The sequence below is a fragment of the Erwinia sp. 1181_3 genome (genome assembly GCF_052824965.1).
The window spans coordinates 422,182-446,687 of record NZ_VTDE01000002.1 but is presented as its reverse complement, the minus strand read 5'-3'; the positions used below and the strand labels follow the sequence as shown (position 1 = coordinate 446,687).

General features: G+C 51.6%; 24 protein-coding genes and 2 tRNA genes. 15 read left to right on the top strand and 11 right to left on the bottom strand.

Going from position 1 to position 24,506, the window contains the following annotated elements:
- The first annotated feature begins 818 nt into the window (after window positions 1-818).
- The gene (locus FY046_RS06485) at window positions 819-1,448 is read left to right on the top strand and encodes a TfoX/Sxy family DNA transformation protein (RefSeq protein WP_133840998.1); all 630 of its coding nucleotides are present in this window, start codon (window positions 819-821) and stop codon (window positions 1,446-1,448) included.
- On the opposite strand, the gene yccS is transcribed toward FY046_RS06485, so the two are convergent.
- Together yccS and FY046_RS06475 are read right to left on the bottom strand one after the other, a co-directional pair.
- A complete protein-coding gene (gene yccS / locus FY046_RS06480; protein ID WP_446185886.1) occupies window positions 1,445-3,586 on the bottom strand; it encodes a YccS family putative transporter in 2,142 nt (713 codons plus the stop codon). The genes FY046_RS06485 and yccS overlap by 4 nt on opposite strands.
- Window positions 3,587-3,595: 9 nt before the next feature.
- Window positions 3,596-4,042 carry a YccF domain-containing protein gene (locus FY046_RS06475; RefSeq protein WP_133840996.1) on the bottom strand — a complete coding sequence of 149 codons (447 nt, stop codon included), beginning with the start codon at window positions 4,040-4,042 and terminating at the stop codon, window positions 3,596-3,598.
- Between the two features lie 136 nt (window positions 4,043-4,178).
- On the opposite strand from FY046_RS06475, the gene helD reads away from it, so the two are divergent.
- Window positions 4,179-6,233 (top strand): DNA helicase IV, encoded by a 2,055-nt coding sequence (gene helD, locus FY046_RS06470; protein WP_159337119.1) that lies wholly within the window; start codon window positions 4,179-4,181, stop codon window positions 6,231-6,233.
- Between the two features lie 15 nt (window positions 6,234-6,248).
- Here helD and FY046_RS06465 read toward each other — a convergent pair whose 3' ends face one another.
- Window positions 6,249-6,707 carry a methylglyoxal synthase gene (locus FY046_RS06465; RefSeq protein ID WP_133840994.1) on the bottom strand — a complete coding sequence of 153 codons (459 nt, stop codon included), beginning with the start codon at window positions 6,705-6,707 and terminating at the stop codon, window positions 6,249-6,251.
- Between the two features lie 75 nt (window positions 6,708-6,782).
- Entirely contained in the window at window positions 6,783-7,424 is a 642-nt protein-coding gene (locus FY046_RS06460; protein WP_133840993.1) for a DUF2057 family protein, read from the bottom strand.
- 189 nt (window positions 7,425-7,613) lie between these two features.
- On the opposite strand from FY046_RS06460, the gene FY046_RS06455 reads away from it, so the two are divergent.
- The gene (locus tag FY046_RS06455; protein WP_133840992.1) at window positions 7,614-8,027 is read left to right on the top strand and encodes a CoA-binding protein; all 414 of its coding nucleotides are present in this window, start codon (window positions 7,614-7,616) and stop codon (window positions 8,025-8,027) included.
- Between the two features lie 29 nt (window positions 8,028-8,056).
- Here the strand turns inward: FY046_RS06455 and hspQ are convergent, their stop codons facing one another.
- Both hspQ and rlmI read right to left on the bottom strand, forming a co-directional pair.
- Window positions 8,057-8,374 carry a heat shock protein HspQ gene (gene hspQ, locus FY046_RS06450; RefSeq protein ID WP_133840991.1) on the bottom strand — a complete coding sequence of 106 codons (318 nt, stop codon included), beginning with the start codon at window positions 8,372-8,374 and terminating at the stop codon, window positions 8,057-8,059.
- A 65-nt stretch (window positions 8,375-8,439) separates the two neighbouring features.
- Window positions 8,440-9,630 (bottom strand): 23S rRNA (cytosine(1962)-C(5))-methyltransferase RlmI, encoded by a 1,191-nt coding sequence (gene rlmI / locus FY046_RS06445; protein WP_133840990.1) that lies wholly within the window; start codon window positions 9,628-9,630, stop codon window positions 8,440-8,442.
- Window positions 9,631-9,718: 88 nt separating this feature from the next.
- Between rlmI and yccX the strand changes: the two genes are divergently transcribed.
- On the top strand, window positions 9,719-9,997 hold the full coding sequence (gene yccX, locus FY046_RS06440) for an acylphosphatase (protein ID WP_133840989.1): 279 nt from the start codon (window positions 9,719-9,721) through the stop codon (window positions 9,995-9,997).
- A 3-nt stretch (window positions 9,998-10,000) separates the two neighbouring features.
- On the opposite strand, the gene tusE is transcribed toward yccX, so the two are convergent.
- On the bottom strand, window positions 10,001-10,327 hold the full coding sequence (gene tusE, locus FY046_RS06435) for a sulfurtransferase TusE (RefSeq protein WP_133842087.1): 327 nt from the start codon (window positions 10,325-10,327) through the stop codon (window positions 10,001-10,003).
- Window positions 10,328-10,431: 104 nt separating this feature from the next.
- Window positions 10,432-11,088 (bottom strand): FtsH protease modulator YccA, encoded by a 657-nt coding sequence (gene yccA, locus FY046_RS06430; RefSeq protein ID WP_133840988.1) that lies wholly within the window; start codon window positions 11,086-11,088, stop codon window positions 10,432-10,434.
- A gap of 228 nt (window positions 11,089-11,316) precedes the next feature.
- On the opposite strand from yccA, the gene FY046_RS06425 reads away from it, so the two are divergent.
- Both FY046_RS06425 and FY046_RS06420 read left to right on the top strand, forming a co-directional pair.
- Window positions 11,317-11,404 (top strand) — tRNA-Ser (locus FY046_RS06425).
- Window positions 11,405-11,649: 245 nt separating this feature from the next.
- Window positions 11,650-11,737: transfer RNA gene (locus FY046_RS06420), tRNA-Ser, on the top strand.
- Between the two features lie 43 nt (window positions 11,738-11,780).
- On the opposite strand, the gene FY046_RS06415 is transcribed toward FY046_RS06420, so the two are convergent.
- Window positions 11,781-12,632, bottom strand: a complete 852-nt coding sequence (locus FY046_RS06415) for a hypothetical protein (protein WP_133840987.1) — start codon at window positions 12,630-12,632, stop codon at window positions 11,781-11,783.
- Between the two features lie 403 nt (window positions 12,633-13,035).
- Between FY046_RS06415 and FY046_RS06410 the strand changes: the two genes are divergently transcribed.
- The 7 genes from FY046_RS06410 (at window position 13,036) to agp (ending at window position 20,973) form a co-directional block, all read left to right on the top strand.
- Window positions 13,036-13,563 (top strand): fimbrial protein, encoded by a 528-nt coding sequence (locus FY046_RS06410; RefSeq protein WP_167864850.1) that lies wholly within the window; start codon window positions 13,036-13,038, stop codon window positions 13,561-13,563.
- A gap of 130 nt (window positions 13,564-13,693) precedes the next feature.
- Window positions 13,694-16,180, top strand: coding sequence for an outer membrane usher protein (locus FY046_RS06405; RefSeq protein ID WP_446185885.1), 2,487 nt, complete (start codon window positions 13,694-13,696; stop codon window positions 16,178-16,180).
- Window positions 16,181-16,185: 5 nt separating this feature from the next.
- Window positions 16,186-16,935, top strand: a complete 750-nt coding sequence (locus tag FY046_RS06400) for a fimbria/pilus periplasmic chaperone (protein WP_446185884.1) — start codon at window positions 16,186-16,188, stop codon at window positions 16,933-16,935.
- Window positions 16,932-17,867: a fimbrial protein gene (locus tag FY046_RS06395; RefSeq protein WP_159337116.1), complete on the top strand. Its 936-nt coding sequence runs from the start codon at window positions 16,932-16,934 to the stop codon at window positions 17,865-17,867. Before FY046_RS06400 ends, FY046_RS06395 begins: the two co-directional genes overlap by 4 nt.
- A 31-nt stretch (window positions 17,868-17,898) precedes the next feature.
- Window positions 17,899-18,504 (top strand): LuxR C-terminal-related transcriptional regulator, encoded by a 606-nt coding sequence (locus FY046_RS06390; protein WP_133840982.1) that lies wholly within the window; start codon window positions 17,899-17,901, stop codon window positions 18,502-18,504.
- Window positions 18,501-19,004 (top strand): fimbrial protein, encoded by a 504-nt coding sequence (locus FY046_RS06385; RefSeq protein ID WP_133840981.1) that lies wholly within the window; start codon window positions 18,501-18,503, stop codon window positions 19,002-19,004. The genes FY046_RS06390 and FY046_RS06385 overlap by 4 nt, the downstream gene beginning before the upstream one ends.
- A 304-nt stretch (window positions 19,005-19,308) precedes the next feature.
- Window positions 19,309-20,973, top strand: coding sequence for a bifunctional glucose-1-phosphatase/inositol phosphatase (gene agp / locus FY046_RS06380; protein WP_446185883.1), 1,665 nt, complete (start codon window positions 19,309-19,311; stop codon window positions 20,971-20,973).
- A 133-nt stretch (window positions 20,974-21,106) separates the two neighbouring features.
- On the opposite strand, the gene FY046_RS06375 is transcribed toward agp, so the two are convergent.
- Together FY046_RS06375 and FY046_RS06370 are read right to left on the bottom strand one after the other, a co-directional pair.
- The gene (locus tag FY046_RS06375; protein WP_133840979.1) at window positions 21,107-22,480 is read right to left on the bottom strand and encodes an NAD-dependent succinate-semialdehyde dehydrogenase; all 1,374 of its coding nucleotides are present in this window, start codon (window positions 22,478-22,480) and stop codon (window positions 21,107-21,109) included.
- 168 nt (window positions 22,481-22,648) lie between these two features.
- Window positions 22,649-22,879, bottom strand: a complete 231-nt coding sequence (locus FY046_RS06370; RefSeq protein ID WP_133840978.1) for a YccJ family protein — start codon at window positions 22,877-22,879, stop codon at window positions 22,649-22,651.
- Between the two features lie 331 nt (window positions 22,880-23,210).
- On the opposite strand from FY046_RS06370, the gene FY046_RS06365 reads away from it, so the two are divergent.
- Both FY046_RS06365 and FY046_RS06360 read left to right on the top strand, forming a co-directional pair.
- Window positions 23,211-23,399 (top strand): general stress protein, encoded by a 189-nt coding sequence (locus tag FY046_RS06365; RefSeq protein ID WP_133840977.1) that lies wholly within the window; start codon window positions 23,211-23,213, stop codon window positions 23,397-23,399.
- A 118-nt stretch (window positions 23,400-23,517) separates the two neighbouring features.
- Window positions 23,518-24,423 (top strand): DMT family transporter, encoded by a 906-nt coding sequence (locus tag FY046_RS06360; protein ID WP_167864848.1) that lies wholly within the window; start codon window positions 23,518-23,520, stop codon window positions 24,421-24,423.
- The last annotated feature ends 83 nt before the right edge of the window (window positions 24,424-24,506 follow it).

Here is a 24,506-nt window from a genome sequence, read left to right as displayed (position 1 = left end):
ATTCTTGTTCTTACGGTTAAGAATTTAAACATTTGAGGTACATGGCAATCATTTATCAATGATAAGTGTCCGCACTTTGTATCGCAATTAACGATTACATCAGAAAGGAATAAAAGATAATATCGCTGCGAGTACCTATTTTCATATTCTATTTCCCGCCCTGGAAAGTAACGATACTTAACTTGTTTCTCATCGGGGGGATTAACGTTTACTCAGTCATGGTCGAGTAGGTGCTCGGGGCTTTCTGAACATTTGGTGGATGGCGATGAAAACATGAAAACTTCACCCATACATCCGCAGGATAAAAATTGTGGAATACATCCATTTTGGATCTCATTGGAACAGAATATCAGCATGTTTATTTTTCATGGTAACCCAGCCTTAACGGGCTGCAGAGGGATTCGATAGGGGGAGAATCGTGGTTTTTTTTTGATGAAGGGCCGTGAAACGCGGTTTGTACAGTATCTTCTTGCTTAACTTCCTCTGGTTAGCATGCCCGTTTGGTTGACCGGCTTTGTCGCGTTACTGTTATCCCGCTGGACGAAAAAATATTTAAGACTGAATTTTAACGAAGTGTGTTTTATTGAGTTTTTAACCGGATGCAGATATTGTGGTTTTTAATGCTATTTTTTCTAAGGAGAAAATGCCGTCCTTGAATGTATTCTTATGAGCGATTTTTTTCGTAACGCCTCGCAAAATTACAATGTAAACACATGAAATAAAAATTAGTCGTTGAACCTGTAATGAGTATTGCCTATTTTCTAATATGTTTTACCGAGACCTTATGAGTTATTTCTTAACTAACTTGGGATGAGAATATGGATCGTTCGAAACGTAAAATTGCAGAAGCGAAACAACGACTGGCTCAGCTTGGAGAGGTGCAGTCCCGTACACAGTTTGGCGGTTATTGCCTGGCAGTGGAAAAAACTGTGTTTGCCGTGGTGGCTCAAGGAGAGCTTTATCTTCGCGCCTGTGAAGAGGTTCAATCCTATATTGTTGAGCGTAAGATGACACCGCTGAGCCTTAGTAAGCGTGGTGTGCCAGTAGAACTCAATTACTATCGTGTTGATGGTGCCTTGTGGTCTGATGGTGAACAGCTGGTAGCCATCTCCCAGCTTTGCCTGCAGGGAGCGAAGCAACAGCAGAGAGAGCGTCAGAATAACCGCCGTCTGAAGGACCTGCCCAATATGGGCATCAGAATGGAAATGTTACTACGGCAAGTGGGTATTTCAACCATCGAGATGCTGGTTCAACAGGGAGCAAAACGAAGCTGGCTGCTGCTACGTAACAACAACAAGAATCTGGGGTTAACGGTGCTCTTCGCTTTGCAAGGGGCCATTGTCGGTCGCCACTATGCCGCGCTTCCACAAGAGATGAAAGAAGAGCTGCGCCTTTGGTTTAACTACAATACGCAGCGAGAGCGTAAAAAGCCGCGTGAAGAAGATTAACCACGTAAGGCTATTTGTTTTTTAAGGCACGTAATTTCAGGTAAAAGAGCCACCAGTAAACCAACCTGCTGCAAGACCAGTGGTTCTTTTGTTTCGGCATTGGCTTCGCTGTGCTGTAAGCGTAGCGCCAGACTGTCGATCATACGCTGTGCTTTCGCCTCATCGACGATGTCAATATGCAGTACATCGTCGACATAACAGACGGCATCATCCATGAGCTGCAGCATGGCATCGTTTTCCAGCTTCTCACGATGCGCGCCTAAAGCAGAAATGTAGCTCAAAAATGAATGGTTAAGGCACAGCAAACGGAAAGCCGCTTCTCGCAATGCCAGATCAGATTTATTTTCGACCGAGAGATTAGAAACAACGGATGCCAGTTCTGCATCACCGTTATGGGCATCGCGGCGAGCAATACGATAATCCAGTCGGTTATCTTTACCCTGGTGATACTGCACCAGAATAGCATCGAGATAGCGGCAGTTCGCATTCAGGGTGCGTTCAGCAACGGCAGGAAGCCGGCGAAAACGCCAGTCAGGCCAGATAAATGTCACCGCCAGCCAGGCAATACCGCAGCCAACCAGCGTATCAACAATACGCGGTATCGCGACTTCAAATCCTTCGCCCAACAGGTTGAAGCACAGTAACACCAGCAAGGTAATAAACATGGTGGCATGCGCATACTGAACGTTGCGGAAAGCGAAGAACAGCACGCCCGTAACCACAATCAGCATCAATTGTCCTTCAACAGAAGGAACCAGCCACAGCAACGGCAGACCCAGTACAATCCCGGCGAGTGTACCGATAATACGTAATGCCAGGCGACGACGCGTCGCACTGTAATTGGGCTGGCAGACAAACAGACTGGTCAGCAATATCCAGTAACCGTGTTGCACCCCGGTAGCCTGAATAATGCCATAGCCAACGCACAGCAGAAGCGACATGCGGACTGCATGACGAAACAGCGGAGACTCCGGGCTGAGATGGCGGCTCAGGCGAAGAAGAATATCGCTCCAGCCAGTTAGCCCCTCGCTGGATAGCGTCTGGTCATGCGGGGCATCGCCCTCTGTCAGAACTTGCTCTGATTCAATAGTCGCCAACTGGGCATCAATCGCTTTAAGGTTGTTCAGCAGGTAGGCCATGGCTTTGACCTCCGTGCTGTCAGGCTGCGCGGTTTCAAGGCGATGCAGCGCAGCATGCAGGTTTATAAAGACTCGTTCGAAGCGCGCATCATGCTGATAAGGCTCTCGCAGTAAGATTGAGCGCGAGAGCCGTCGGCAAGCTTGTGCCTGTAAAGATAAAAGACGCTGAAAGCGGAACAGAATATCGCTCTCCCCCCATGCTTTACGCAGTGCGTGATACTGCACATGGGAAGAGCTGGCTCGTTCATGGATATCCTGCGCAACAAAATAGTAGTGTAGCGTTCTGCGAGTACCACGCTGACCACGGTCACCGCGCAGTCGTGACTGAATCGATGCTTTGGCCTGATTAAGCAGTTGAACCAGTTGACTGTTCGCCATTGCCACGTCGACCAGCGTTTGGTGATCATCCCCTTCAATATCGGGATCAAACAGGTTGGCTTTGGCTTCCAGATAGCGCGCCAGTTGCGCAAAGCAGCGAGATATATTTTCCTGCAACGGCCGGATAGGGAACAGCAGATGTCCGGATAAGGTCAGAAGGTTGTACCATACTGCACCCAGCAGTAGCAGCACCGGTTGCAGATACCATTGCGGAAATAAATGAATGCCCAGCATGGTATAAATGGCGATCAGTAATGCGCCAAAGGCGATTGTTGCGTAACGAGGCCCCAGTGCGCCGAGCAAAATGAAGCCCCAACTGGACAGCGCTAGCCCGGCAACAAATAGCCACGGATGCGGGAAGAGTAATTCGACTGAAACGGAAGCAATACAAAAACAGACCAGCGTGATCAGCAGGTTACGTAATCGTCCGGCAAGACGATCGTCAAGATCCGCCAGCGCAGCAGCCACGACTCCCAGCGTTAGTGGGATCGTCCAGGTAATCTGATGCAGCCACCAGGGTACGGCAGTGGTGCCTGCCAGCGCCAGAGTGATGCGGATATTGTACAACCAGGTACTGTTAAAGGCGTAGCGGCGTACATTGCCGATCATGGTCTTGTTCATTATCGTAACTTAGCGGAAACGCGCACGTGCGTTGGCTTCACGAGCGGCCTGAGCAACTTCGACGGAAACCACGCGGCGGCCAACCGGCCACAAGGCAATAGCAGCAATTTTAAAATTAGCGATACCAACGGGAATGCCAATAATCGTCACACACTGTGCGATGCCTGCCATGATATGCATCACGCACAGCCACCAGCCAAACAGTACCAGCCAGAAAATGTTCAGCAGAGTGCCGCCAGAATTCAGAAGCGCATTTTTACCTGATGGGTTCAGCTCATCAACATGCACTGCTTCATTACCATAAGGGAGGAGAGACAGTTTGGTTATCTCCCAGCAGGAGCGGGTGAGTGGCAGGGTAAAGATAAAAATAATGCTCACAACCGTGGCCACCAGCCAGGAGAATGTGGTCAGGAATCCACCCAGCACAAAATTCAGAACATTTAATACGGTGCGCATAAAAGAGTTTCCCTTCAGCAGATAACGGTGATTAACCGACAATACCTTGATTGTAACGTGTTTTAGCGCTGGAGAGGTACACGTCAGCCAGTTAAACTGTCTGATGATGAAAATAACCTCAGCCAGGGTCACCGGAATGGAACTGAAAGCAACAGCGTTGGGTAAACATCTGGCACAGCATCCTTATAATCGGGTGCGTCTTCTGACCGCAGGTGTAGAAGTTAGCGGTGAAAAGCATGAGTATTTGATCCCGTTCAATCAGTTACTGGCAATTAAATGTAAGCGTGGGCTGGTATGGGGTGAGCTTGAGTTTACGCTGCCTGACGAAAAGGTCGTGCGCCTTCACGGCACCGAATGGAGTGAAACACAGCGCTTTTTCCACTATCTCAACCAGGAATGGCAGCAGTGGAGTAAGGAAATGAGCGATGTTTCAGCCAGCGTTCTGTTAGCACAGCAGCAGCAAATTTATGAGGCGGAACAACAGGACAAATGGCTGCGTCGTAGTGATATCAGTGCCTGGCAACTGGCGATCCGTAAAGCGTTTGACGCCGTGCCGTTGCCCGCAGAACGATTGGGGGAATTTGATAATTGTCGCGAACCCTACCTTTACTGCCAGCAGTGGCTCCATAACAGCGATGCACGCCGTGTTCAGCGCAACAATGAATGGACCAACCGTATGCTGGAACAGCATGCGGATTTCTTTAATCAGGTGGAAACCTCACCGCTGAATCTTTCCCAGGCACGCTCCGTTGTTAACGGAGAGGATGCCGTGCTGGTTCTGGCGGGGGCAGGCAGTGGTAAAACATCCGTGCTGGTGGCGCGGGCAGGTTGGTTGATGATGCGTCGGCAGGCCAGTGCGGGGCAGATTCTATTGCTGGCGTTTGGTCGCCAGGCGGCCAAAGAAATGAACGAACGTATCCAGGAACGCCTGCATACCGAAGAGATCCAGGCGCGTACTTTCCATTCCCTGGCTTTACACATCATTCAGCAGGGCAGCAATAAAGCCCCCACGATCAGCAAACTGGAAACCGATCATGGTGCGCGTCAGGCGCTACTGATTGAGATCTGGCGACAGCAGTGTAATGAGAAAAAAGCGCATGCGAACGGCTGGCGGCAGTGGCTGACAGAGGAGCTGGAGTGGGAACTGGAGGAAGGCAGTTTCTGGCAGGACGATCGCCTGGCGCGGCGCCTAGCCAGTCGGCTTGAGCGTTGGCTTGGACTGATGCGTATGCACGGCGGAGCACAGGCTGCGATGATCGAGAGTGCACCTGACGAAGTCCGCGATCTTTTCAGCAAACGGGTCAAATTAATGGCACCGATGATGAAAGCGTGGAAGGGTGCGCTGAAAGAAGAGGGAGCGGTTGATTTCGCCGGGCTGATTCATCAGGCGGTAAATATCCTTGATAAAGGGCGCTTTATCAGCCCCTGGAAACATATTCTCGTCGATGAGTTTCAGGATATCTCTCCGCAGCGTGCCGCTTTGCTGGCGGCACTGCGCCGTCAGAATAAACAGACCACACTGTTTGCGGTGGGGGACGACTGGCAGGCTATCTATCGCTTCAGTGGCGCTGAAATGAGCTTAACAACGGCCTTCCATCACCATTTTGGTGAAGGCGACCGTTGTGTGCTGGATACCACCTACCGTTTTAATCAGCGTATTGGCGAAATCGCGAATACCTTTATTCAATGCAACCCTCATCAGTTAAAAAAACCACTTAACAGCCCGATTAAAGGCCATAAAAAAGCCATCTCTTTGTTGCCTGAAGAGCAGTTGGAAGCGCTGATGAACAAGCTGAGTGGCTATGCCTCTGCTGGCGAGAGAATTCTGGTTCTGGCGCGTTATCACCATCTGCGACCGGAAATACTGGATAAAGCCGCAACGCGCTGGCCGAAGCTCAATATTGATTTTATGACTATTCATGCCAGCAAAGGGCAGCAGGCAGATTATGTCATTCTTCTGGGGTTGGCAGAGGGCAAAGAGGGCTTCCCGGCAGCAGCCAGAGAGTCAGTGATGGAAGATGCGCTGTTACCTGCCCCGGAAGACTTTCCGGACGCCGAAGAGCGAAGACTTGCGTATGTTGCAATCACGCGTGCGAAGCAGCAGGTGTGGTTAATGTATGATCGTGATCATCCCTCGGTATTTGTTGCCGAGTTCAGCCGTCAGGGCGTACCGGTATTACGTAAACCCTGACGGCCAGCGCCTGAGTTACTTCAGGCGCTGTTGCAGGTAGCGTTCGTAATCCGGGATCTGGATTTCAACCTGGCGGGCGAACAACGGTGACTGAATAATGAAGTCAGCGGTGGCACGGTTCGTTGCAACAGGAATATTCCACACGGTGGCCAGACGCAGCAGCGCTTTCACATCGGGGTCATGTGGTACCGCATTCAGTGGGTCCCAAAAGAAAATCAGTACATCAATTTTCCCCTCCGAAATCAACGCACCGACCTGCTGATCGCCGCCCATTGGGCCACTCAGCATCGCCGTTACCGGTAATCCGGTGGCGCGTTGTACCAGATTGCCGGTTGTTCCGGTGGCGTAAAGCGTATGATGCTGCAACTGTTCTTTATGAACATCCACCCACTGCATTAAAGCATTCTTACAGTGGTCGTGGGCTACCAGCGCGATATGTTTCTGTGGCTGGAGAGTGCGGGTTGTCTGATCCATTCAGTATCCTGGTTGGGTAGGGCAAGAGGAATAAGCAAACAGAGGATTGAGTGTAGCGCCGGGTATCTGCCGATATCAACTGGTATGCAGGGCCTTCATCAACATCACAAAACGCTGACGGGTGGCTGAATCGACCTGCAAGTACCAAAGACGCAGCATGCGTTCGGCCGGATGCTGGCTGGTTGAGGGATCGGGAAGAACAGAAGCCGATTGAGAGGTACGGCGCATTGGCTGAGCAAAGCGTGGCACCGAGGCGACTTTGTTATCGAGGTTATACTGTATCATTGCCTGTTCGAGATCGTCCTGCGTCTGCAAACGAAGCGCATCCCGTTGGCTCTCAATCTCGACGCCGTGTTCATTCACCAGCGTAAACTGCGGATTTTTGTCGAAGTGCTTTCCGTCATGCAACGTTTGCAACGCGGGTAACTGAATCACGACCGACTGAGTGCTGGCAGTAAATTTGACAATCTGAGGCGCTGAAACCCAGTTGATCGGCGTCTGCGCGTTGCGTGTGACCGTTCTTTCTACACGAAAGAGCAACTGGTGTTCCCCGCGCTCGAGTTCCAGACCTTCTGCGCCTTTGAGCAGCGAACCCGAAATCTTGTGTCCATCCAGTACCAGCAGGTCAATATCGGCTGAAAGCTTCAGCGTTGTCGCCTGCACGGTTGCGGCAACCAGCATCGCTATCAGTCCGGTGATGACCATACGCAGCTTCATTCTTTCTCCAGCAGGGTAAAGGATATAAGGGGGTGTGAATGTATCAAAGTCTTTCAGTATGGCAGCATATTAACATTTAAAAATACTTAATCGTGCTATAAATCGAGAATCGCATGAGTTGCATTTTTTAATGTGGTGAATAAGCCACACTTAGCGGCAATAGAGCCAGTAAGGCAAATGGAGGCAACAATGAGTGATAAAACCATCGCTGATGTTCTGACATCGACAAAAACCATTGCACTGGTCGGCGCCAGTGATAAACCCGGGCGGCCAAGTTACGGTGTGATGGCTTACCTGTTGTCACAAGGTTATCAGGTCATCCCGGTTAGCCCCAAACTGGCAGGCAGTACTTTGCTGGGGCAAACCGTTTACGCTGAACTGAGTGATATTCCCCACAGCATTGATATGGTCGATGTCTTTCGCAATACGGAGGCTGCGTGGGGTGTGGCGCAGGAGGCGATTGCTATTGGCGCAAAATCGCTGTGGTTCCAGATTGGCGTGATCAACGAACAGGCCGCTGTTCTGGCTGGAGAAGCCGGGTTGAAGGTGATCATGGACCGCTGCCCGAAAATTGAAATTCCCCGCCTGGGGCTGGAAAAATAACAAAAAAACCCCGTGTTAACGGGGTTTTTTTAATGCCTGAGGCTGGGGGCCTGGAGCTGCTGGCGGATTGATGCCGCCAGTTCATCTAGAGAGGGCTGTTCAGGATGCTCACCAGGTGATTCCCATGCGATTTGCGCTTCTGCCAGGTAGGTTTGCACCCGCTGACCATCATCATCTTCCATCACCACGTGATACCAGGGTGAGGAGCGAAGCGTTTCGGCGCCGTCAACCTCGTCTATAGCGGGCTCGGTTAATGAGTATTCCGGGTCGACATCAACAATAACCCCGAGAAAACCGAGTAGCTGGTGGCGTACCTGTTGTCCGATACCATATTTGCTGGCAATCATCGTAACCTCCTGAGAAAAGTTGCCCTTATCTCTATATATATGGAGGCAAAGGCAGCGTTTTCAAGTTACAACACGCGGCAGGCAAATCCTTTCAGATACATTCCTTCCGGATAGCTGGCGATAACCGGGTGATCGGCAGCCTGACGGAACTGCTCAATAAATTGAACGTCGCGCTGTGCATCAAGGGCGGCATCGGCAATGATTTTCTGGAACAGGTCAGTCGCCATCAGCCCTGAGCAGGAGAAGGTCATCAGCATCCCGCCAGGATTGAGTAACTGCATCGCCAGCATATTGATGTCTTTATAACCACGGCAGGCACCCATCAACTGGTTTTTGTTCTCAACAAATTTCGGCGGATCCATGATGATCAGATCGAATTTTTCGCCTTCCTCGCGATAACGGCGCAGCAATTTAAAGACATCGTCACGCTGGAACTTCGCTTTGCTCACATCCAGACCGTTCAGCTCCACGTTCTGGCGGGCCACATCCAGCGCAGCCTGTGAGGTATCTACACTGATCACTTCTGAGCAGTTACCCATCAGCGCCGATACCGCAAACCCACCGGTATAAGAGAAGCAGTTGAGCACACGACGGCCTTCCGCGTAGCGGCGGGTTGCCAGGCGGCTGTCACGCTGATCAAGGTAGTAACCGGTTTTATGCCCGGTCTGAATGTCGACCAGCAGTTTCATACCGTGTTCGGTAATCGGCAGCAGCTCAGGCGGAGTATCACCCAGCACTACGCCCTGGGTCAGTTCCAGACCCTCTTTTTTACGCACGCTGACATCAGAGCGGTCATAGATAGCACAATCCGGGTAGCAGGTCTGCAGAGCGGTAATCAGCGGTGCTCGCTGATACTCAGCACCGGCAGAAAGCAGTTGCAGCACCAGGAAGTTGCCGAAGCGGTCGATGGTGATACCCGGTAAGCCATCAGACTCACCGGCAATCAGTCGGTAACTGTCAAGGTTATCGCGCTGCGCCAGCCAGTCACGCAGCTGCTGCGCGGCCTGTAAACGGCGTACGAAGAAATCGATATCAATCGACTCATCCTGCTGCCAGCTCCACACGCGGGCGCGGATCTGCGATTCCGGTGACCAGGCGGCACGTGCCAGCCATTTACCCTGGCTGTCACAGACATCAATAGTTTCACCCGACTGGGCTTTGCCTTCCATACGGGCAACTGCCCCTGAGAAAACCCACGGATGGCGACGAAGTAAGGACTTTTCACGTCCTTTGGCAAGAATCAAACGAACAGTCATATTTTGCTATGCTTACACTCAGAGAATCAGTCGATATTGTCCGGTGCCGACCACGAAAAAGCAATCGGTGTTGGCAAGAGGAGAGAAAATGGCAATCATCTGCATCCGCGTATGGGTCCACGGTAGTGTTCAGGGCGTCGGGTTTCGTTACAGCACTCAGCGGGAAGCAAAAGCGCTGGGCGTGAAGGGGTATGCCAAAAATCTGGATGACGGCAGTGTTGAAGTGCTGGCCTGCGGTGAGGCGCAGCAGGTTGAGGCCCTGCTGGCGTGGCTAAAAGCAGGTGGGCCACGCAGCGCCCGCGTGGAGAAGGTGCTGGCGGAGCCACACCATCCCGCACACCTTCCGCACGGATTTAGCACGATTTAATGTTTACAGGCACTTGGCAGGTTTTGGTAGTCCGGCAATTTTTGTTGCCTGCTTCGCAGGGCCTTTTGGGAACAGTCGGAACAGATAGCGGCTGTTACCTTTCTCTTCGCCGTACTTTTGTGCCATCGCTTTCACCAGCATTCTCACCGCCGGGGAGGTATTGAACTCCAGATAGAAGGCGCGCACAAAGTGCACCACCTCCCAGTGGGCCTCACTTAATTCAATCCCTTCCTCTGCGGCTAACAGCGGGGCCAGCCCTTCGCTCCACGCGGCAGTAGATTTCAAATATCCCTGAGCGTCACGTTCAATCTCTTTCCCGTCAAACTGCACTGTCATTGCCTCACACTAAAAATCGGCGATCAGTTTACCAAACTTTTGGCCCAGCAAAAATAAAGCCCCGCAGTGCGGGGCTTTAATAACGTTGTTTGTATGACTTAGTTACTGCGTGACATACCCAGCAGGCTCAGCAGACTGACAAAGATGTTGTAGATAGAAACATACAGACTGACGGTGGCGCGGATATAGTTGGTTTCGCCACCGTGAATGATGTTGCTGGTTTCCCACAGAATGGCCCCGGTAGAGAACAGCACAAACAGCACGCTGATCGCCATATGCAGGGCAGGGATGTTAAGGAAGATATTGGCCACGACGGCAATCAACAGCACCACAAAGCCCGCCATCAGCATCCCGGAAAGGAAAGACATGTCCTTACGGGTGGTCAGCACATAGGCTGAACAGCAGAAGAAGACTAATGCTGTGCCCCCTAATGCCAGCCCGATCACATCACCCATTCCAGCAGACAGGAAGCTGTTCAGGATTGGGCCCAGGCAATAACCCAGGAAACCGGTAAAGGCAAAGGCCGCCAGAATACCCGCCGGGCTGTTAGCCAGGCGATGGGTCAGGAACATCAGACCATAAAAGCCGACCAGCATCAGTATTAAACCGGGTGCCGGCAGCGCGTACACAGTACTTAGCGTGGCAGTCACCGCTGAGAACGCTAAGGTCAGGCCGAGCAGAAAATAAGTATTACGCAGGACTGTGTGCGTGCTCAGTAACGAGCTGTCGCGCGTGGACGAAACAATGCGATCCATAAATCACCTCTTAGGGTCACGAAAGTAAGACTCAGACTATCATGCAGAATAAGGAGCAGATGGCGGTGGGGAAAGGCGTTTTACCCTTCTTTACGCGCTAATCCGCTGATTCTTTAAACAAGATGGCGATATTAGCGACAATCAAACCGTTTGAGGCTTTTTTTTTGGCAGTTGATACAAAACTCACTTTACAAGCAGAACAGGGATGTTTATAGTGCGCCCCATTGTGGAAGCGTGGCCGAGTGGCTGAAGGCACCGGTCTTGAAAACCGGCGACGGGAAACCGTTCTAGAGTTCGAATCTCTACGCTTCCACCATCAAATCCAACGGGTCAGCGTAAGCTGGCCCGTTTTGCTATGCGCGAAATAAAAAAGCGGGTGATGTGCTGCTGCGGCTTTTTTCTCCTTTTTGATCTCTATTGCTGAAATTTACAGCAAACAATCACAAATGCTCACAAAATCAACAAAGTAGCGAAAAATAGTGTTGGCAAAGTGAAAAACATCTCCTATACTGCGCTCCATCAGTTAGCGAGAGTCTTCTTAAGCAAAGCTGATAACCGTGTGGAAGCGTGGCCGAGTGGCTGAAGGCACCGGTCTTGAAAACCGGCGACGGGAAACCGTTCTAGAGTTCGAATCTCTACGCTTCCACCATCCATTCTGACCCCGTGCTGGCAACAGCGCGGGGTTTTTCGTTTTATCGCATCCCAGATAACCCGTGTTCAACAGTCGCCAGATAAATACAAAAATAATCTTTTACCATATCAATAAATTCCTGAGAAAGTGCGAGTTGCTGTGACTCGTCCTGTATCTTCAGCAGATTGACCTGCTCTGCTGCCTGTAGGCAGCGCCGAATATGTGACCTTGAGACGCCACAGAAAAAAGCGGCTTTGAGAATATTGTAATGAATGATCGGTGATTTCTGTTTGATGCTCTCAAGATAGATATTAAACATAATCATATGACCGCCATCCCGACTCAAAAACTCGCCGCTGCCTGGCACCAAATCATGCAGAAATAACCGATTCAGGGTGATCTCTGAGTAAGTGCGGAAGAATTCCGGCACAAAATTTGGATGTTTTTGATAAAAGTTCAAATCAAAATCATCTATCAACATGGCACAAGGAATCAGCATCGTGTTAATCATGCGCCGGGTTTCTGCCAGCGCTTTCGTTGTCGGTTTATAGTTGAGCTTACGTTTATCTTTTGCATCGCGATAAACCTCCAGTCTTCCCCCCACGCGCAAAAAAAGCAAAAAAGAATCCAGTGAATTACTGCTAAACAGGTCATTTCCAATACAAAATCGTTTAATGTCTTTAAACGTACTACCTGAACGTGTGTAGTAAATACCTAATATGGCTGAGCCGACAATAAATCTGTTTGCCTTGAACAGAGTCTTGAAATAGAGCGGATTAGTTAAGTACTGTTTAAGTAAAAGATCATAGTGGCATTGAATGGCATCATCAATCTTACTCCTCTCCCTGAATTCCCTGGACATACTTTTTAGCTTAACTTCCAGCGCTAACTTCTTCCTACTAACAAAAGGCATACGTAAATATCTTATTTTCTTATTTTAAAATTGGTAAGAATTATCTTATTTGCCACAGGTGATTGTGTCAACCAACTAAGATATTTTGCTTTGCGTTTTTCTCTATGGATTCGATAGCTGGATAATAAACACCTTGTTTTACATGTATTTAGTTGTTGTTGAATATATCGCTCCACTTAAAAATGCTATCACAATGTTAATAATATATTTAACTTTATGTTTTTTAAGGTTTTTAAATTAACAACAAAAATGGACAGTGACTTGATGAAAGATCGGATTAGTATTGCGGCACTTCACAACGGAATACCCGAGATGAGTCTGGCTGTCATTTAAGTAAACTAAAGCCGGAGCTTTTGTGAGGATGGATCATTCTGCAAGACAGATAAAACTCAAGGATATCTAAATGGAAATTAAAAAAATCGCTGCTATTTCACTTTTCACTATCGCAGTGTCAGGTGCAGTTAATGCCGCCGATGAAGGAAGTGGTAAAATTACTTTTTACGGTTCAATCGTCAATGCACCTTGCTCAATTGCACCCAATGTTGACGACCAGAAAATCCCTCTGGGGCAGGTGTCGAATACATTGCTGGCTAACGGCGGAGAGCAGACTGCGATCCCTTTTACCATTGATTTACAGAACTGCGATAACAGCACGAAAAAAACGGTAACCGCGACCTTTACCGGTAAATCCGGTGTGGATGGCCGACTGGGTATTACCGGAGAAGCAAGCGGTGCCAGTATTCTTTTGCGCGATGGTAGCGGCAAGAAAATCGAGCTGGGTACAGCAACTACAGCACAGAATATTAATGGTGGTGCGAACACTCTGCAATTCACCGCAGCACTGAAAGGTGATGGTACAACCGATGAACCTGTTGCTGTAGGCACGGGTGCATTCACCGCGGTCACAAATTTCACCCTGGCTTATCCCTGATATCCTTTTTGCCGGATGAACATGGCGTCCGGGATCCCGGGCGCTATTTATTTGTTTATCAGACGAAAACGGATCCTCCGCCTGCTTAATTATGGAAAAAGTAACATTAAAAATAAAATTTCCAGGGATATTGTCTATTTCCATTTTTCTGGGGTTGGCGGTATGGGGTGGTCGTGTTCATGCTGATGATATTCAGTTCAATACCGATCTGTTTGATGTGGAAGACCGTCAGAATATTGATGTATCGAATTTTACCCATAAGGGCTACATCATGCCGGGTCGTTACCCCATGAATATCCGTCTGAATAACGATCCGCTGGCAGAACGCGCCATCAATTTTTATTTAGCGGAAGACCATCCTGAGACGAGCCTGCCGTGCCTTGATGCGCAACTCGTCAGCGAGCTGGGGCTGCGATCCGAATCTGTCAGTACGTTGAAGTGGTGGCATGAGGGGCAGTGCCTCGATATTCGCAGCCTGAAAGGAATGCAGGCAAGGGGCGATCTTTCCACCACAACGCTGGCGATTAGTGTGCCACAGGCATTCCTCAACTATCAGTCCGCCAACTGGGATCCTCCCTCGCGTTGGGATGAGGGGATCCCTGGCGTGCTGTTTGATTACAACCTGAATAGCCAGGTCCGTTTTACCCCTCATGCCGGTGAGCAGCGAACCACCGCCGGAACAGGCGTCGCCGGTGCCAACCTCGGTCCCTGGCGGCTACGTGCAGACTGGCAGGGGCGTCGCGACACACTCAATGGTATTACGCGCAATACCTTCGACTGGACGCGTTACTCTGCCTCACGCGCGCTGCCGGAAAGCGGAGCCAGGCTGGTAGTCGGTGAGGACTATCTGGTCTCTGATATTTTCGACAGCTTCCGCTTTGCTGGTGTCAGCCTGATCACCGATGACAATATGTTACCTCCCAACCTCCGTGGCTACGCACCGGAAATTACCGGTGTGGCGCGTACCCACGCCAGAGTCGTCGTGATGCATCAGGGACGTGTCCTTTATCAGACTCAGGTGGCCGCAGGGCCGTTCCGCATCCAGGATATTGATGATTCAGTGCTGGGGGAATTACAGGTTCGTATCGAAGAAGAGGATGGGTCGGTTCAGACTTTCACCCTTAACACCGCGACGATCCCCTATCTGACGCGTCCCGGACAGTTGCGTTACAAAATGGCGCTGGGGCAGCCGATAAACGGGCAGCACAGTATGAGTGGGCCGCAGTTTGCCAGCGGCGAATTCTCCTGGGGAGTGAATAACGGCTGGTCGCTGTATGGCGGAGCGATCGGCAGTGAGCACTATCAGGCGCTTGCCAGCGGGATTGGTCGCGATCTGCTGGTGTTCGGTGCCATGTCTTTTGACGTGACTCATTCGGTGGCCCGACTTCCGTGGGGAGATACCCGTCAGGGGAATTCATACCGACTGAGCTATTCCAAACGCTTTGACGATTATGGCAGTCAGGTCACCTTTGCCGGCTATCGCTTTTCTGAACGCGAGTTTATGACGATGGATGCATTTCTCGATGCCGAACGTCACGGTAACGGGCAAAGCAACAGCCGTGAAATGTACACCGTCACGCTGGCTCAGGATTTGCGGGCACTGGGAACCAGCGCACAGCTCAGTTACAACCGTCAAACCTATTGGGACAGGCCGGAAAGCGAACGCTATAGCCTGGCATTGTCGCGCTACTTCGACATTCTGCAGTGGAAAAATGCCAGCCTTTCATTCTCTGCCTGGCAGAACCGTTATAACCAACTGAGTGATAAAGGGCTTTATCTCTCTTTATCATTACCTATTGGTCATCAGGGCACTCTCAGCTATAGCGGTTCGAGTGGGCGCAATAATAACAGCCAGCAGGTTAATTATTACAACCAGATAAATAATAACGACAGTTACAGTCTCAGTGCCGGAACCACCAATAGCAGTAATACCCTGTCCGGATATTATCTGCATGATGGCAGTAGTGCACAGCTGACCGGAAGCGTCAATGTGCAGCAAGATAATTTTCAGGCCTTTGGCGCCTCGTTGAAAGGTGGAATAACCGCGACAGCAAAAGGGGTAGCGGCGCACCGTCAGAACTCTCCTGGGGGAACGCGTTTATTACTGGATACCGACGGTGTTGCCAATATTCCAGTGCGGGCCAACGGCGGAATTGTTTACAGCAATAGTCGCGGGAAATTAGTGATTTCCGATATCAGCAGCTATTACCGAAATCAGGTGGGCATTGATATTAATAAACTGCCGGAAAACGCCGAAGTTACCTCATCCATTGTGCACGCCACGCTCACCGAAGGGGCGATTGGTTATCGTCATTTTCCGGTACTGGCGGGATTGAAAGCGATGGCCGTTATCCGTCTGGAAGAGGGGACATCCCCGCCGTTCGGAGCACAGGTGATGAATGCACGTCAGCAGGCGGTGGGGTTGGTGGCGGATGGCGGCAGCGTTTATCTCAGTGGCATGCAGTCAGGAGAACATTTGAGCGTCTCCTGGGATGGCAGACAACAGTGCCAGATTACGCTGCCGCTATTGAATAAAGACAGGCTGGATAATCTTCTACTGCCGTGTATCGGCGACCACGCGATGTCGGGTAAGCCCCAGAATCAAATCAAGGAATAAATGTAATGAAACAGTCAACAAGCACGGGGGGGCTGAATACCCTTGCCGCCGGTATAGTCTTTTTTTCATCCTGGTCGCAGGCGGCTCTTTCTCTCGATCGTACCCGTATTATTTTGGATGCAGGAAACCCGTCGGTCAGCCTGACCATTGCCAATGAAAATCCCCGGCTTCCTTATCTTGCTCAGGGCTGGATTGAGAATGAACAAGGTGAAAAAGTGAATTCACCGTTAACGGTACTGCCGCCAGTACAGCGCATAGAGGCCGGTGATAAAAGCCAGATAAAGATACAGTCGCTTTCTTCGGTGAATTTACTTTCCCAGGATAAAGAAACGTTATTTTATTTTAACCTGCGCGAAATTCCACCGCGCTCCGATCAGCCAAATACGCTGCAAATCGCGTTGCAGACGAAAATAAAATTATTCTATCGCCCGGAGGCGCTGCAGATTTCGTCCGCGCAATATGCCTCACCGATTCAACAGCAGGTGCAGCTGGTCCGCAAAGGAGGGCGCTACCGTTTGCACAATCCCACGGGTTACTACATCACGATTATTGAAGCCAGCCACGGCAAGGGAGAGGAGCCTCTTAAGGACTTCACCCCGGTGATGGTTGCCCCGCGTGCTGACGTGGAGCTGAATGTCAGCCCCGCTGCGTTGGGGGACGCGCCGGTACTCCAATACGTCAATGATTTTGGTGGCCGATCCAGCCTGATATTCCGCTGCCATGGGATGACCTGTAAGGTCATCACACAAGCATGAAACGTTTGATGCTCTGGCTGATCGTAATGCTGCTGCCGCTAAAGGCGCTGGCCTTCTCCTGCATTGATAAACGCGATGGTAAAGCGTTTGATGCTGTCGGACAGCGCAATATTGATGTCACCGTTAACCTGTCGCCGGAAATTATGATCGGTGACGTAGTGGTGTTCGATCTGTCCCAATACTTTACCTGTCAAAACACCATCCCTGCCCGCTACGTCGACTATATGCGCATCAATGCCGGGACCTATCAAACCTCGCTGGATGCCTCTTTCAACAGCGGTCTGGAGATTAACGGTAAGCGCTATCTCAACCCGATAACCTCAGCGCTGACGATTTATGAGCTGCGCGATGGTAACTGGCATGATCTGCAGGTTAAAGCGTTCTATCAGTTGAAAGATAATCCAGGGCGCGGCGTGTATATCAAGGCCGGTACCGTTGTGGCCAGTATGCAGATGTATAAATGGAGCGCGCCCGCCGGCGGCGTGTTTACCGCTAACTGGCGGGTGATTGCTGCCAATGATGCTTACTACACCTCCGGTACCTGTGCGATCAACAACGGGCAGGATATTGATGTGAGTTTTGGCTATATCGCGCGTAATCAGTTAAGCCAGAGCGCGACCCTGTCGCCGTTCCGCCGTGAAGTGCACATTCCCTATCAGTGTAAAGATACCAGTAGCTGGCCGATAAAAATGACGCTATCAGCGGATGTCAGCAGCTTCTCGGGCAACGCGATTAAAACCACCAATCCTGACCTGGCGGTACAGATTTACCATCAGGGCAAACTGGTCCGTCCGTTCGACAGCATCAGTAGCCGGATTACCAATGGTGTGGGCGGCGATGATTTCAGCTTCGTGCTGCTCAGATCCTCCAATGCGGCGGTGGCTACCGGGCCATTCAACGCCACGGCGGTATTGGTAATGAGTCTGCAATAAAGCCAGTTGCTATTCGGGTCAAGGAGAAAAGATGTCCGATCCACGCTGTTTAACGCTGGTAATGTTCGATCATGACCGTTTCTTTGTCGAGGGGGTTCTGCGCTTTCTACAGTCTCAGTATCCGCATACTGTCAGGAGGCTATCGACCAGGCCGGTCAAAAAAGTGGACCTGTTACTGACGGGACTGGATGCCGTTTCACTCTGTGCCTCGCTGCAGTTCGGGCGGATGATGACAGCAGAAAGCCAGCTAGTCGTGGTTCATCATTCGTTTGAAGAAAGCTGCAGAGGATTACCGCCAGGCCTGCAACGTTACCCCACACGGCATCTTCACCCCAGGCAGTCACTGGAACAACTGGGCAAGGTGTTTAAGCAACTGATACCGGATAAAAATCGGCTGATTACCCTTATCGACCCGCGGGCGGTCAAAGAAGATGTCCTTACGCCACGCGAGAAAATGCTCATTGCACATTTGCGCAGCAGCTTAACACCGCGCCAGATTGCAGCCAGCATGGCTTTACATCCTAAAACCATCAGTACTTACAAACGTTCGGTGATGTTGAAACTGGGGATGCAAAAAAATCTGGAACTTTATCACTGGTTATTTTATTCCTCATTATCAGAAGGGGAACGATCATGACACGATACGGGTCAGCGTGGTTGTGCCTGGCGGTTGCTTTTAGCTGTGAAGGCGCGGATAACGGCTATGGAAAAATTAATATTTCTGGCGTGGTGGTGGATGCCCCATGCTCTATCTCTCCGGGGGCCGATAATATCCAGGTCAACTTTGGTGATGTCAGTGCTTCTGCGCTGCAGAACGGGCATGAGTCCGCAGCGGTGGACTTTTCGCTGGATCTGCTGCGCTGCAGTACCTCGCTGAAAAATCGGGTACGCGTGACTTTCCAGGGTACGGCGTTTCCTGATGGTTTATTTTCGGTCGGGCAGGGTAACACTACCGTGGGTATTGCCGTTCGTGACCGCTTCGGGCAGCAGGTATTCAATAACCAGCCTGTTGCATGGCAGCGCATTAATAATGGCGATAATCAGCTCCGTTTTTCCTCGGTACTGAAAGGACGTGCAGCGGTGGTGAGCAGCGGCAGCTTTCAGACTCAGGTACTGTTTACGGTGGAATACCTCTGAGCCATAAGAAACAGGGCGTAACCGGGACGAACACCCTTCTGTTTTCCCCGGCTTCCTGTTATTTTCTTCACGGGTGGGCGATTAGATCATTCCTAAAAACATCTTGTTTCTTTTCAAACTCCTGAAGCCACTAAACCGCCGGGTGCAGAGTCTGCTATATTCTCACTATTCATCTTTCTATGAGCATCTGGCTTGTACTCTGGAGAGCGGTTGTGGTGAGTCAGTGCCGATGCGCTGATTTATTTCTGCGCTGCATGTTAGGCCAGCCAGCCAGTTTACCCCTTTGAATCAATGGAATACACACATGATCAACAAGTATAGTCTTTGTGCGTTAGCCGTTTGCTCCGCACTTTCCGGGGTTCCTGCCTGGGCTGCTGATAGTGATTACCAGCTGGAACAAGTGCTGATGATGAGCCGCCACAATCTGCGTGCTCCCTTAGCGGATAACGGCAGCGTACTGGCACAGGCGACAAAAAAAGCCTGGCCGAAGTGGGATGTAGCGGGTGGACAGCTGACCACCAAAGGCGGCGTGCTGGAAGTGTATATGGGGCGCTATACCCGTGAATGGCTGGCACAGCAGGGCTTGGTAAAAGACGGTGAGTGTCCGGCACCTGATGACGTCTATGCTTATGCAAACAGCCTGCAACGCACCGTTGCTACCGCCCAGTTCTTCGTGGCGGGGGCTTTCCCTGGCTGTGATGTTGCCGTTTCTCATCAGGATGAGATGGGATCGATGGACCCGGTGTTTAATCCGGTGATCACCAACGGCAGTGAAGATTTTAACAAACAGGCGCTGACCGCGATTAACGGCGAAGGCAAGAAGCTGGCATTGAAACCCGCTTTCCAGCGTCTGGAAAAAATCATCGACTATAAAAATTCACCTGCCTGTGACGGTAAAAAGCAGTGTGATCTTTCCAGCGATAACCAGAACAAATTCAGTGCCGATAACGGTAAAGAACCGAATGTGTCTGGCCCGCTGAAGGTGGGGAACTCACTGGTTGATGCCTTCACCCTACAATATTACGAAGGCTTCCCGATGGAGCAGGTCGCCTGGGGGCAGATCAAAACGCCTGAGCAGTGGAAAGAACTGGCGGCGATAAAAAATGGTTATCAGGACACGCTGTTCACCTCTCCGATTGTCGCACGTGAAGTGGCTGCCCCGCTGGTGGACTACATCCGCAGCTTGCTGGTCGATCAGGATCAAGCCACTGCGCCTAAAGTAACCTTAATGGTTGGCCATGATTCGAATATCGCGTCACTGCTGACAGCCCTTGATTTCAAACCTTATGATCTGCCAGGACAAAACGAGCAAACGCCGATTGGCGGTATGGTGCAGTTCCAGCGCTGGCATGATAAGAAAAATGACCGTGAGTTGGTGAAGGTGGAATACGTCTACCAGACGTCCAGCCAGCTGCGTGATGCGGAAGCTCTGTCCCTGGATAACCCACCGAAGCGTGTCACTCTGCAAATGGCTGGTTGTCCGACCGATGCTAACGGTTTCTGTTCATGGGATCAGTTCACTCAGGTTCTGAACAAGTCGTTGCAGGGAACGCCGTTACAGGTGGCTGAACAGGCACCGGCTGCTGCGCCAGCTACCCCGGCGACCAAACCGGCTGACGAAAAAGCCGTCGTCAATAAGACACTGGCGGACAAAGCGGCCGCAGACCAGGCCGCAGCGGATAAAGCGGCTCAGGCCAAAGCCTCTGCGGAGAAAGCGGCTGCTGATAAAGCCGCTGCAGATAAAGCAGCGAAAGAGAAAGCCGCTGCAGATAAGGCCGCCGCTGAACAGGCCGCAAAAGATAAAGCGGCAGCAGATAAGGCCGCCGCTGAACAGGCCGCAAAAGATAAAGCGGCAGCAGACAAAGCCTCCGCAGACAAAGCGGCTGCCGATAAAGCCGCAGCGGATAAAGCGAAAGCGGACAAAGCAAAAGCAGAAAGCGCGCCAGACGCGAAACCTGCAGCTAACTGATCTGGGGGGAGGCATTGACGTCTCCCCACGTTCAGAGATGAAAAGGGGCGACCTGGTTAACAGGTCGCCCCTTTTTTAATGGCGATATTTTGATGAGCGGGAGCGGCTAAAGAAGACGACTCCCGACACATCCTTAATCCTTACTGATCACCACCAGTTTCTGGTTCACAAACTCTTTAATGCCGAGGTCGGAAAGTTCACGACCATATCCTGACCGTTTCACGCCCCCGAAGGGCAGTTCTGCCGCGGTATTGCTCGACGAGTTGATGTACACCATCCCGGTTTCAATCCGCGAAGCCAGTGCTTTGCCACGGGCGATATCTTTCGTGAACACGGCGCCACCCAGTCCGTAGTGCGAATCATTGGCCAGTTTCACCACGTCATCGTCATTTTTCACCACATAGATCTGAGCCACCGGTCCGAAGAACTCTTCAAAGTACGCCGGATTGTCGCGTGTGATGCCGGTCAGGATGGTGGGCTGATAGAAACAGCCGTCACCCGGTACGGGCGCACCACCGAGCAGCACGTTAGCGCCTTTCTCTTTCGCCTGCTGAACCTGCTTATGCAGACGATCGCGTGCCTCAGCGGAGGAGAGTGGGCCGAGAGTGGTGCTGGCATCAAGTGGATCGCCAATTTTCACCGCCTTAAATGCCTCGGTCATTTTTTCCAGGAAGCGATCGGCCACCTTCTCATGCACCAGGAAGCGTTTGGCGGCGGTACACACCTGGCCGCAGTTGCTCAGGCGGGCACCAACACCGGCCTTCACGGCTTTCTCCAGGTCGCTGTCGTCCAGTACCACAAACACATCGTTGCCGCCCAGTTCGAGCGTGGTCTTTTTCAGATATTTCCCCGCCTGCTGTGCCACTGCGCTGCCGGCACGCTCGGAACCGGTGAGAGCGGCACCCTGCACACGGTCATCAGCGATCAGCGCTGCCACCTGATCGTTACTGGCGAAGATATTGGTCCACGCCCCCGCTGGCGCACCGGCTTCGGTCACCAGAGCCTCGAATAACACGGCACAGTGCGGAACATTTTGCGCATGTTTTGCCAGTACCGGGTTTCCGGCAGCGAGGTTAGGCGCCAGCACACGCATTAGCTGATAAAACGGGAAGTTCCAGGGCTCAACGGCCACCAGAACGCCAATCGGATGGTTCTCTACCCAGGCCTCGCCAAGTTCACTGGGGTAGGGCGTTGGCGCAAGAAAACGCCCGGCATTCTCGGCATAGTAGCGGGCAATCTGTGCACAGAGTTGCACTTCACCGCGACTTTGCTCAATCAGTTTTCCCATCTCAATACTGGCCGCTTCGGCCAGTTCGTCAACACGGCTATCAATCAAATCTGCCAGTTTTTTCAGCACCTGCACTCGGGGCTGGAGATCGCCTTTGGACCAGTCAGAGTGATACAGCGCATCGGCGGTGGCCAGCGCCTGTTCAATCTGGCTGTCGCTATGGTCAGGCCAGGACTTGATCAGCTTATTACTTGCGGGATTAATCGTCTGGTACGGCATTACGCCTCCTTTGGATAGTGTCAGTAATCAGCCGGGTTCTGGCTGTCAGTATGTCAACCCAGCATTAAGCGTAGACGACATGACGGCAGGTTGGTGGGTTCTCAGAGGAGTCTCAGTTGCAAAATGTAAGCGTTGAAACGGCGGGCGCAGATACCCGCCGATGGGGTATCAGACGTTCCTGCGCTCAACCACCTTATTATCCCAGGTGAGCACATCTGCACCGGTCTTATCAAAGGCGCGCAGCAGGACCTCATCGCTACCCTGTTGCTGCCAGATAGCTTCGGCCAGACGCTCATCGTAATTCGCGACCTCAAAGATAGCTTCGGCGATTTCGGGTGACGTTCCGCGCAGACTTGCCCATTCGCCAACGTGATGCGCTTTCGATTGTTGTGTTGCCATAACGCTCTCCTGTGGTTGATGTTGTCCGTTCAATGCCTGATTCGTCAGTATAGAAGAGTGCGCGTTGCCTGCTCGTGGTGCAATCAATGTTTGCTTAAAAAAACAGCGCGTTCACATTTTTTGCCACAATGCATTAATAAAAATTAAGGGGATAAATCAGTGCATTCGGGGCTATCTGGCACAGGAAATGGCGAGTCAGCGATGCATCCTTAGTTGAATACACTATGCTTAACAACGCGGCAGGCCAGCGTTTGCCGCCATTGTTGCCGGGAAACGCCAGCTGAGCACGGGCACAATGCAGTATGATGTCTTAACTATTCGGAGGTAAGAAATGGCAGAACATCGTGGTGGATCTGGAAATTTCGCTGAAGACCGTCAAAGAGCATCAGAAGCCGGGCGTAAAGGCGGCAAGGTCAGCGGGGGGAATTTTAAGAACGATCCTCAGCGCGCCTCTCTGGCAGGAGAAAAAGGTGGCCGCAACAGTCGCGGGAGCAAAAGTAAGACCGATGACGGTAACTAAGCAGCCATGCCGCCCGCCGCCGGGTTCTCCGGCGGCATAAACATCCCCCCATTTTCAACGCTTGACCCCCCGCAGCGAACGCAGCACACTGACGCCAAATTTCCAGCAGAGTGCGCCAATGTCCGGTTTTTTATCACGTTATAAATTTGCAGTGAACCCCCAGGAAGGGGTGCTGATCCTGATCACGATGGTCTGGGGCGGCACCTTCCTCGCCGTGCATCATGCCATGACGGTCAGCGGCCCCTTCTTTTTTATCGGCGTGCGCTTTGCTACAGCGGCCGTGTTGCTCGGGCTGATTTCATGGCGGGTTCTGCGGGGTGTCACCTGGTATGAGGTGAAAGCGGGGGCGCTGATTGGTCTGGCGATTGGCCTTGGCTATGGTTTGCAAACCTACGGCATGCAGACGATTACCAGCAGCAAATCGGCGTTTATCACGGCGCTCTATGTGCCGCTGGTGCCGCTGTTACAGTGGGTTTTTCTTGGCCGAATGCCCGGGCTGATGTCGTGGGTGGGTATCGTGCTGGCTTTTGGCGGTCTGCTGCTGTTGGCGGGGCCGGAAAGCGGTGAGATGGCGTTCAACGCCGGAGAGATTGCCACGTTGTTGAGCACGCTGGCTATCGCGGCGGAGATCATCCTGATCAGCGCCAGTGCAGGAAAAGTCAATGTGCAGCGCGTCACCGTGATCCAACTGGCGGCGGCTTCTCTTTTTGGCTTCGTAATGATGGTCCCGAATGGCGAGTCGGTGCCGCCGTTCAGTCCTTATCTGCTCTACAGCGCCATCGGGCTGGGCATCGCCAGCGCACTGATCCAGGTGACCATGAACTGGGCACAGCGCAGCGTGTCGCCCACGCGAGCCACGGTCATCTATGCGGGTGAGCCGGTTTGGGCCGGGATTGTCGGGCGTATTGCCGGGGAGCGATTGCCGGGTATCGCCCTGCTGGGCGGGGCACTGATCGTACTGGGCGTGCTGATCAGCGAGCTGAAGCTGAAACGGAGAAAAGCTGCCCCTGAAAAGCCTGCGTAAAACGGATGGCATGCCTCATCTCTACGAGATGAATGAAGTGTTCAGCTGTGGATGGGACATGTGGACCGAATTGTTTCGTAGGG

What these genes read in the sequence shown, in the direction of transcription:
- FY046_RS06360 (WP_167864848.1), top strand. Translation starts at nt 23,518, where the DNA reads ATGTCCGGTTTTTTATCACGTTATAAATTTGCAGTGAACCCCCAGGAA.
- FY046_RS06415 (WP_133840987.1), bottom strand. Translation starts at nt 12,632, where the DNA reads ATGCCTTTTGTTAGTAGGAAGAAGTTAGCGCTGGAAGTTAAGCTAAAA.
- FY046_RS06390 (WP_133840982.1), top strand. Translation starts at nt 17,899, where the DNA reads ATGTCCGATCCACGCTGTTTAACGCTGGTAATGTTCGATCATGACCGT.
- FY046_RS06475 (WP_133840996.1), bottom strand. Translation starts at nt 4,042, where the DNA reads ATGCGCACCGTATTAAATGTTCTGAATTTTGTGCTGGGTGGATTCCTG.
- FY046_RS06455 (WP_133840992.1), top strand. Translation starts at nt 7,614, where the DNA reads ATGAGTGATAAAACCATCGCTGATGTTCTGACATCGACAAAAACCATT.
- hspQ (WP_133840991.1), bottom strand. Translation starts at nt 8,374, where the DNA reads ATGATTGCCAGCAAATATGGTATCGGACAACAGGTACGCCACCAGCTA.
- FY046_RS06400 (WP_446185884.1), top strand. Translation starts at nt 16,186, where the DNA reads ATGAAACAGTCAACAAGCACGGGGGGGCTGAATACCCTTGCCGCCGGT.
- FY046_RS06370 (WP_133840978.1), bottom strand. Translation starts at nt 22,879, where the DNA reads ATGGCAACACAACAATCGAAAGCGCATCACGTTGGCGAATGGGCAAGT.
- FY046_RS06365 (WP_133840977.1), top strand. Translation starts at nt 23,211, where the DNA reads ATGGCAGAACATCGTGGTGGATCTGGAAATTTCGCTGAAGACCGTCAA.
- yccS (WP_446185886.1), bottom strand. Translation starts at nt 3,586, where the DNA reads ATGAACAAGACCATGATCGGCAATGTACGCCGCTACGCCTTTAACAGT.
- yccA (WP_133840988.1), bottom strand. Translation starts at nt 11,088, where the DNA reads ATGGATCGCATTGTTTCGTCCACGCGCGACAGCTCGTTACTGAGCACG.
- rlmI (WP_133840990.1), bottom strand. Translation starts at nt 9,630, where the DNA reads ATGACTGTTCGTTTGATTCTTGCCAAAGGACGTGAAAAGTCCTTACTT.
- FY046_RS06410 (WP_167864850.1), top strand. Translation starts at nt 13,036, where the DNA reads ATGGAAATTAAAAAAATCGCTGCTATTTCACTTTTCACTATCGCAGTG.
- helD (WP_159337119.1), top strand. Translation starts at nt 4,179, where the DNA reads ATGGAACTGAAAGCAACAGCGTTGGGTAAACATCTGGCACAGCATCCT.
- FY046_RS06485 (WP_133840998.1), top strand. Translation starts at nt 819, where the DNA reads ATGGATCGTTCGAAACGTAAAATTGCAGAAGCGAAACAACGACTGGCT.
- agp (WP_446185883.1), top strand. Translation starts at nt 19,309, where the DNA reads ATGATCAACAAGTATAGTCTTTGTGCGTTAGCCGTTTGCTCCGCACTT.
- FY046_RS06465 (WP_133840994.1), bottom strand. Translation starts at nt 6,707, where the DNA reads ATGGATCAGACAACCCGCACTCTCCAGCCACAGAAACATATCGCGCTG.
- FY046_RS06395 (WP_159337116.1), top strand. Translation starts at nt 16,932, where the DNA reads ATGAAACGTTTGATGCTCTGGCTGATCGTAATGCTGCTGCCGCTAAAG.
- FY046_RS06460 (WP_133840993.1), bottom strand. Translation starts at nt 7,424, where the DNA reads ATGAAGCTGCGTATGGTCATCACCGGACTGATAGCGATGCTGGTTGCC.
- FY046_RS06375 (WP_133840979.1), bottom strand. Translation starts at nt 22,480, where the DNA reads ATGCCGTACCAGACGATTAATCCCGCAAGTAATAAGCTGATCAAGTCC.
- yccX (WP_133840989.1), top strand. Translation starts at nt 9,719, where the DNA reads ATGGCAATCATCTGCATCCGCGTATGGGTCCACGGTAGTGTTCAGGGC.
- FY046_RS06385 (WP_133840981.1), top strand. Translation starts at nt 18,501, where the DNA reads ATGACACGATACGGGTCAGCGTGGTTGTGCCTGGCGGTTGCTTTTAGC.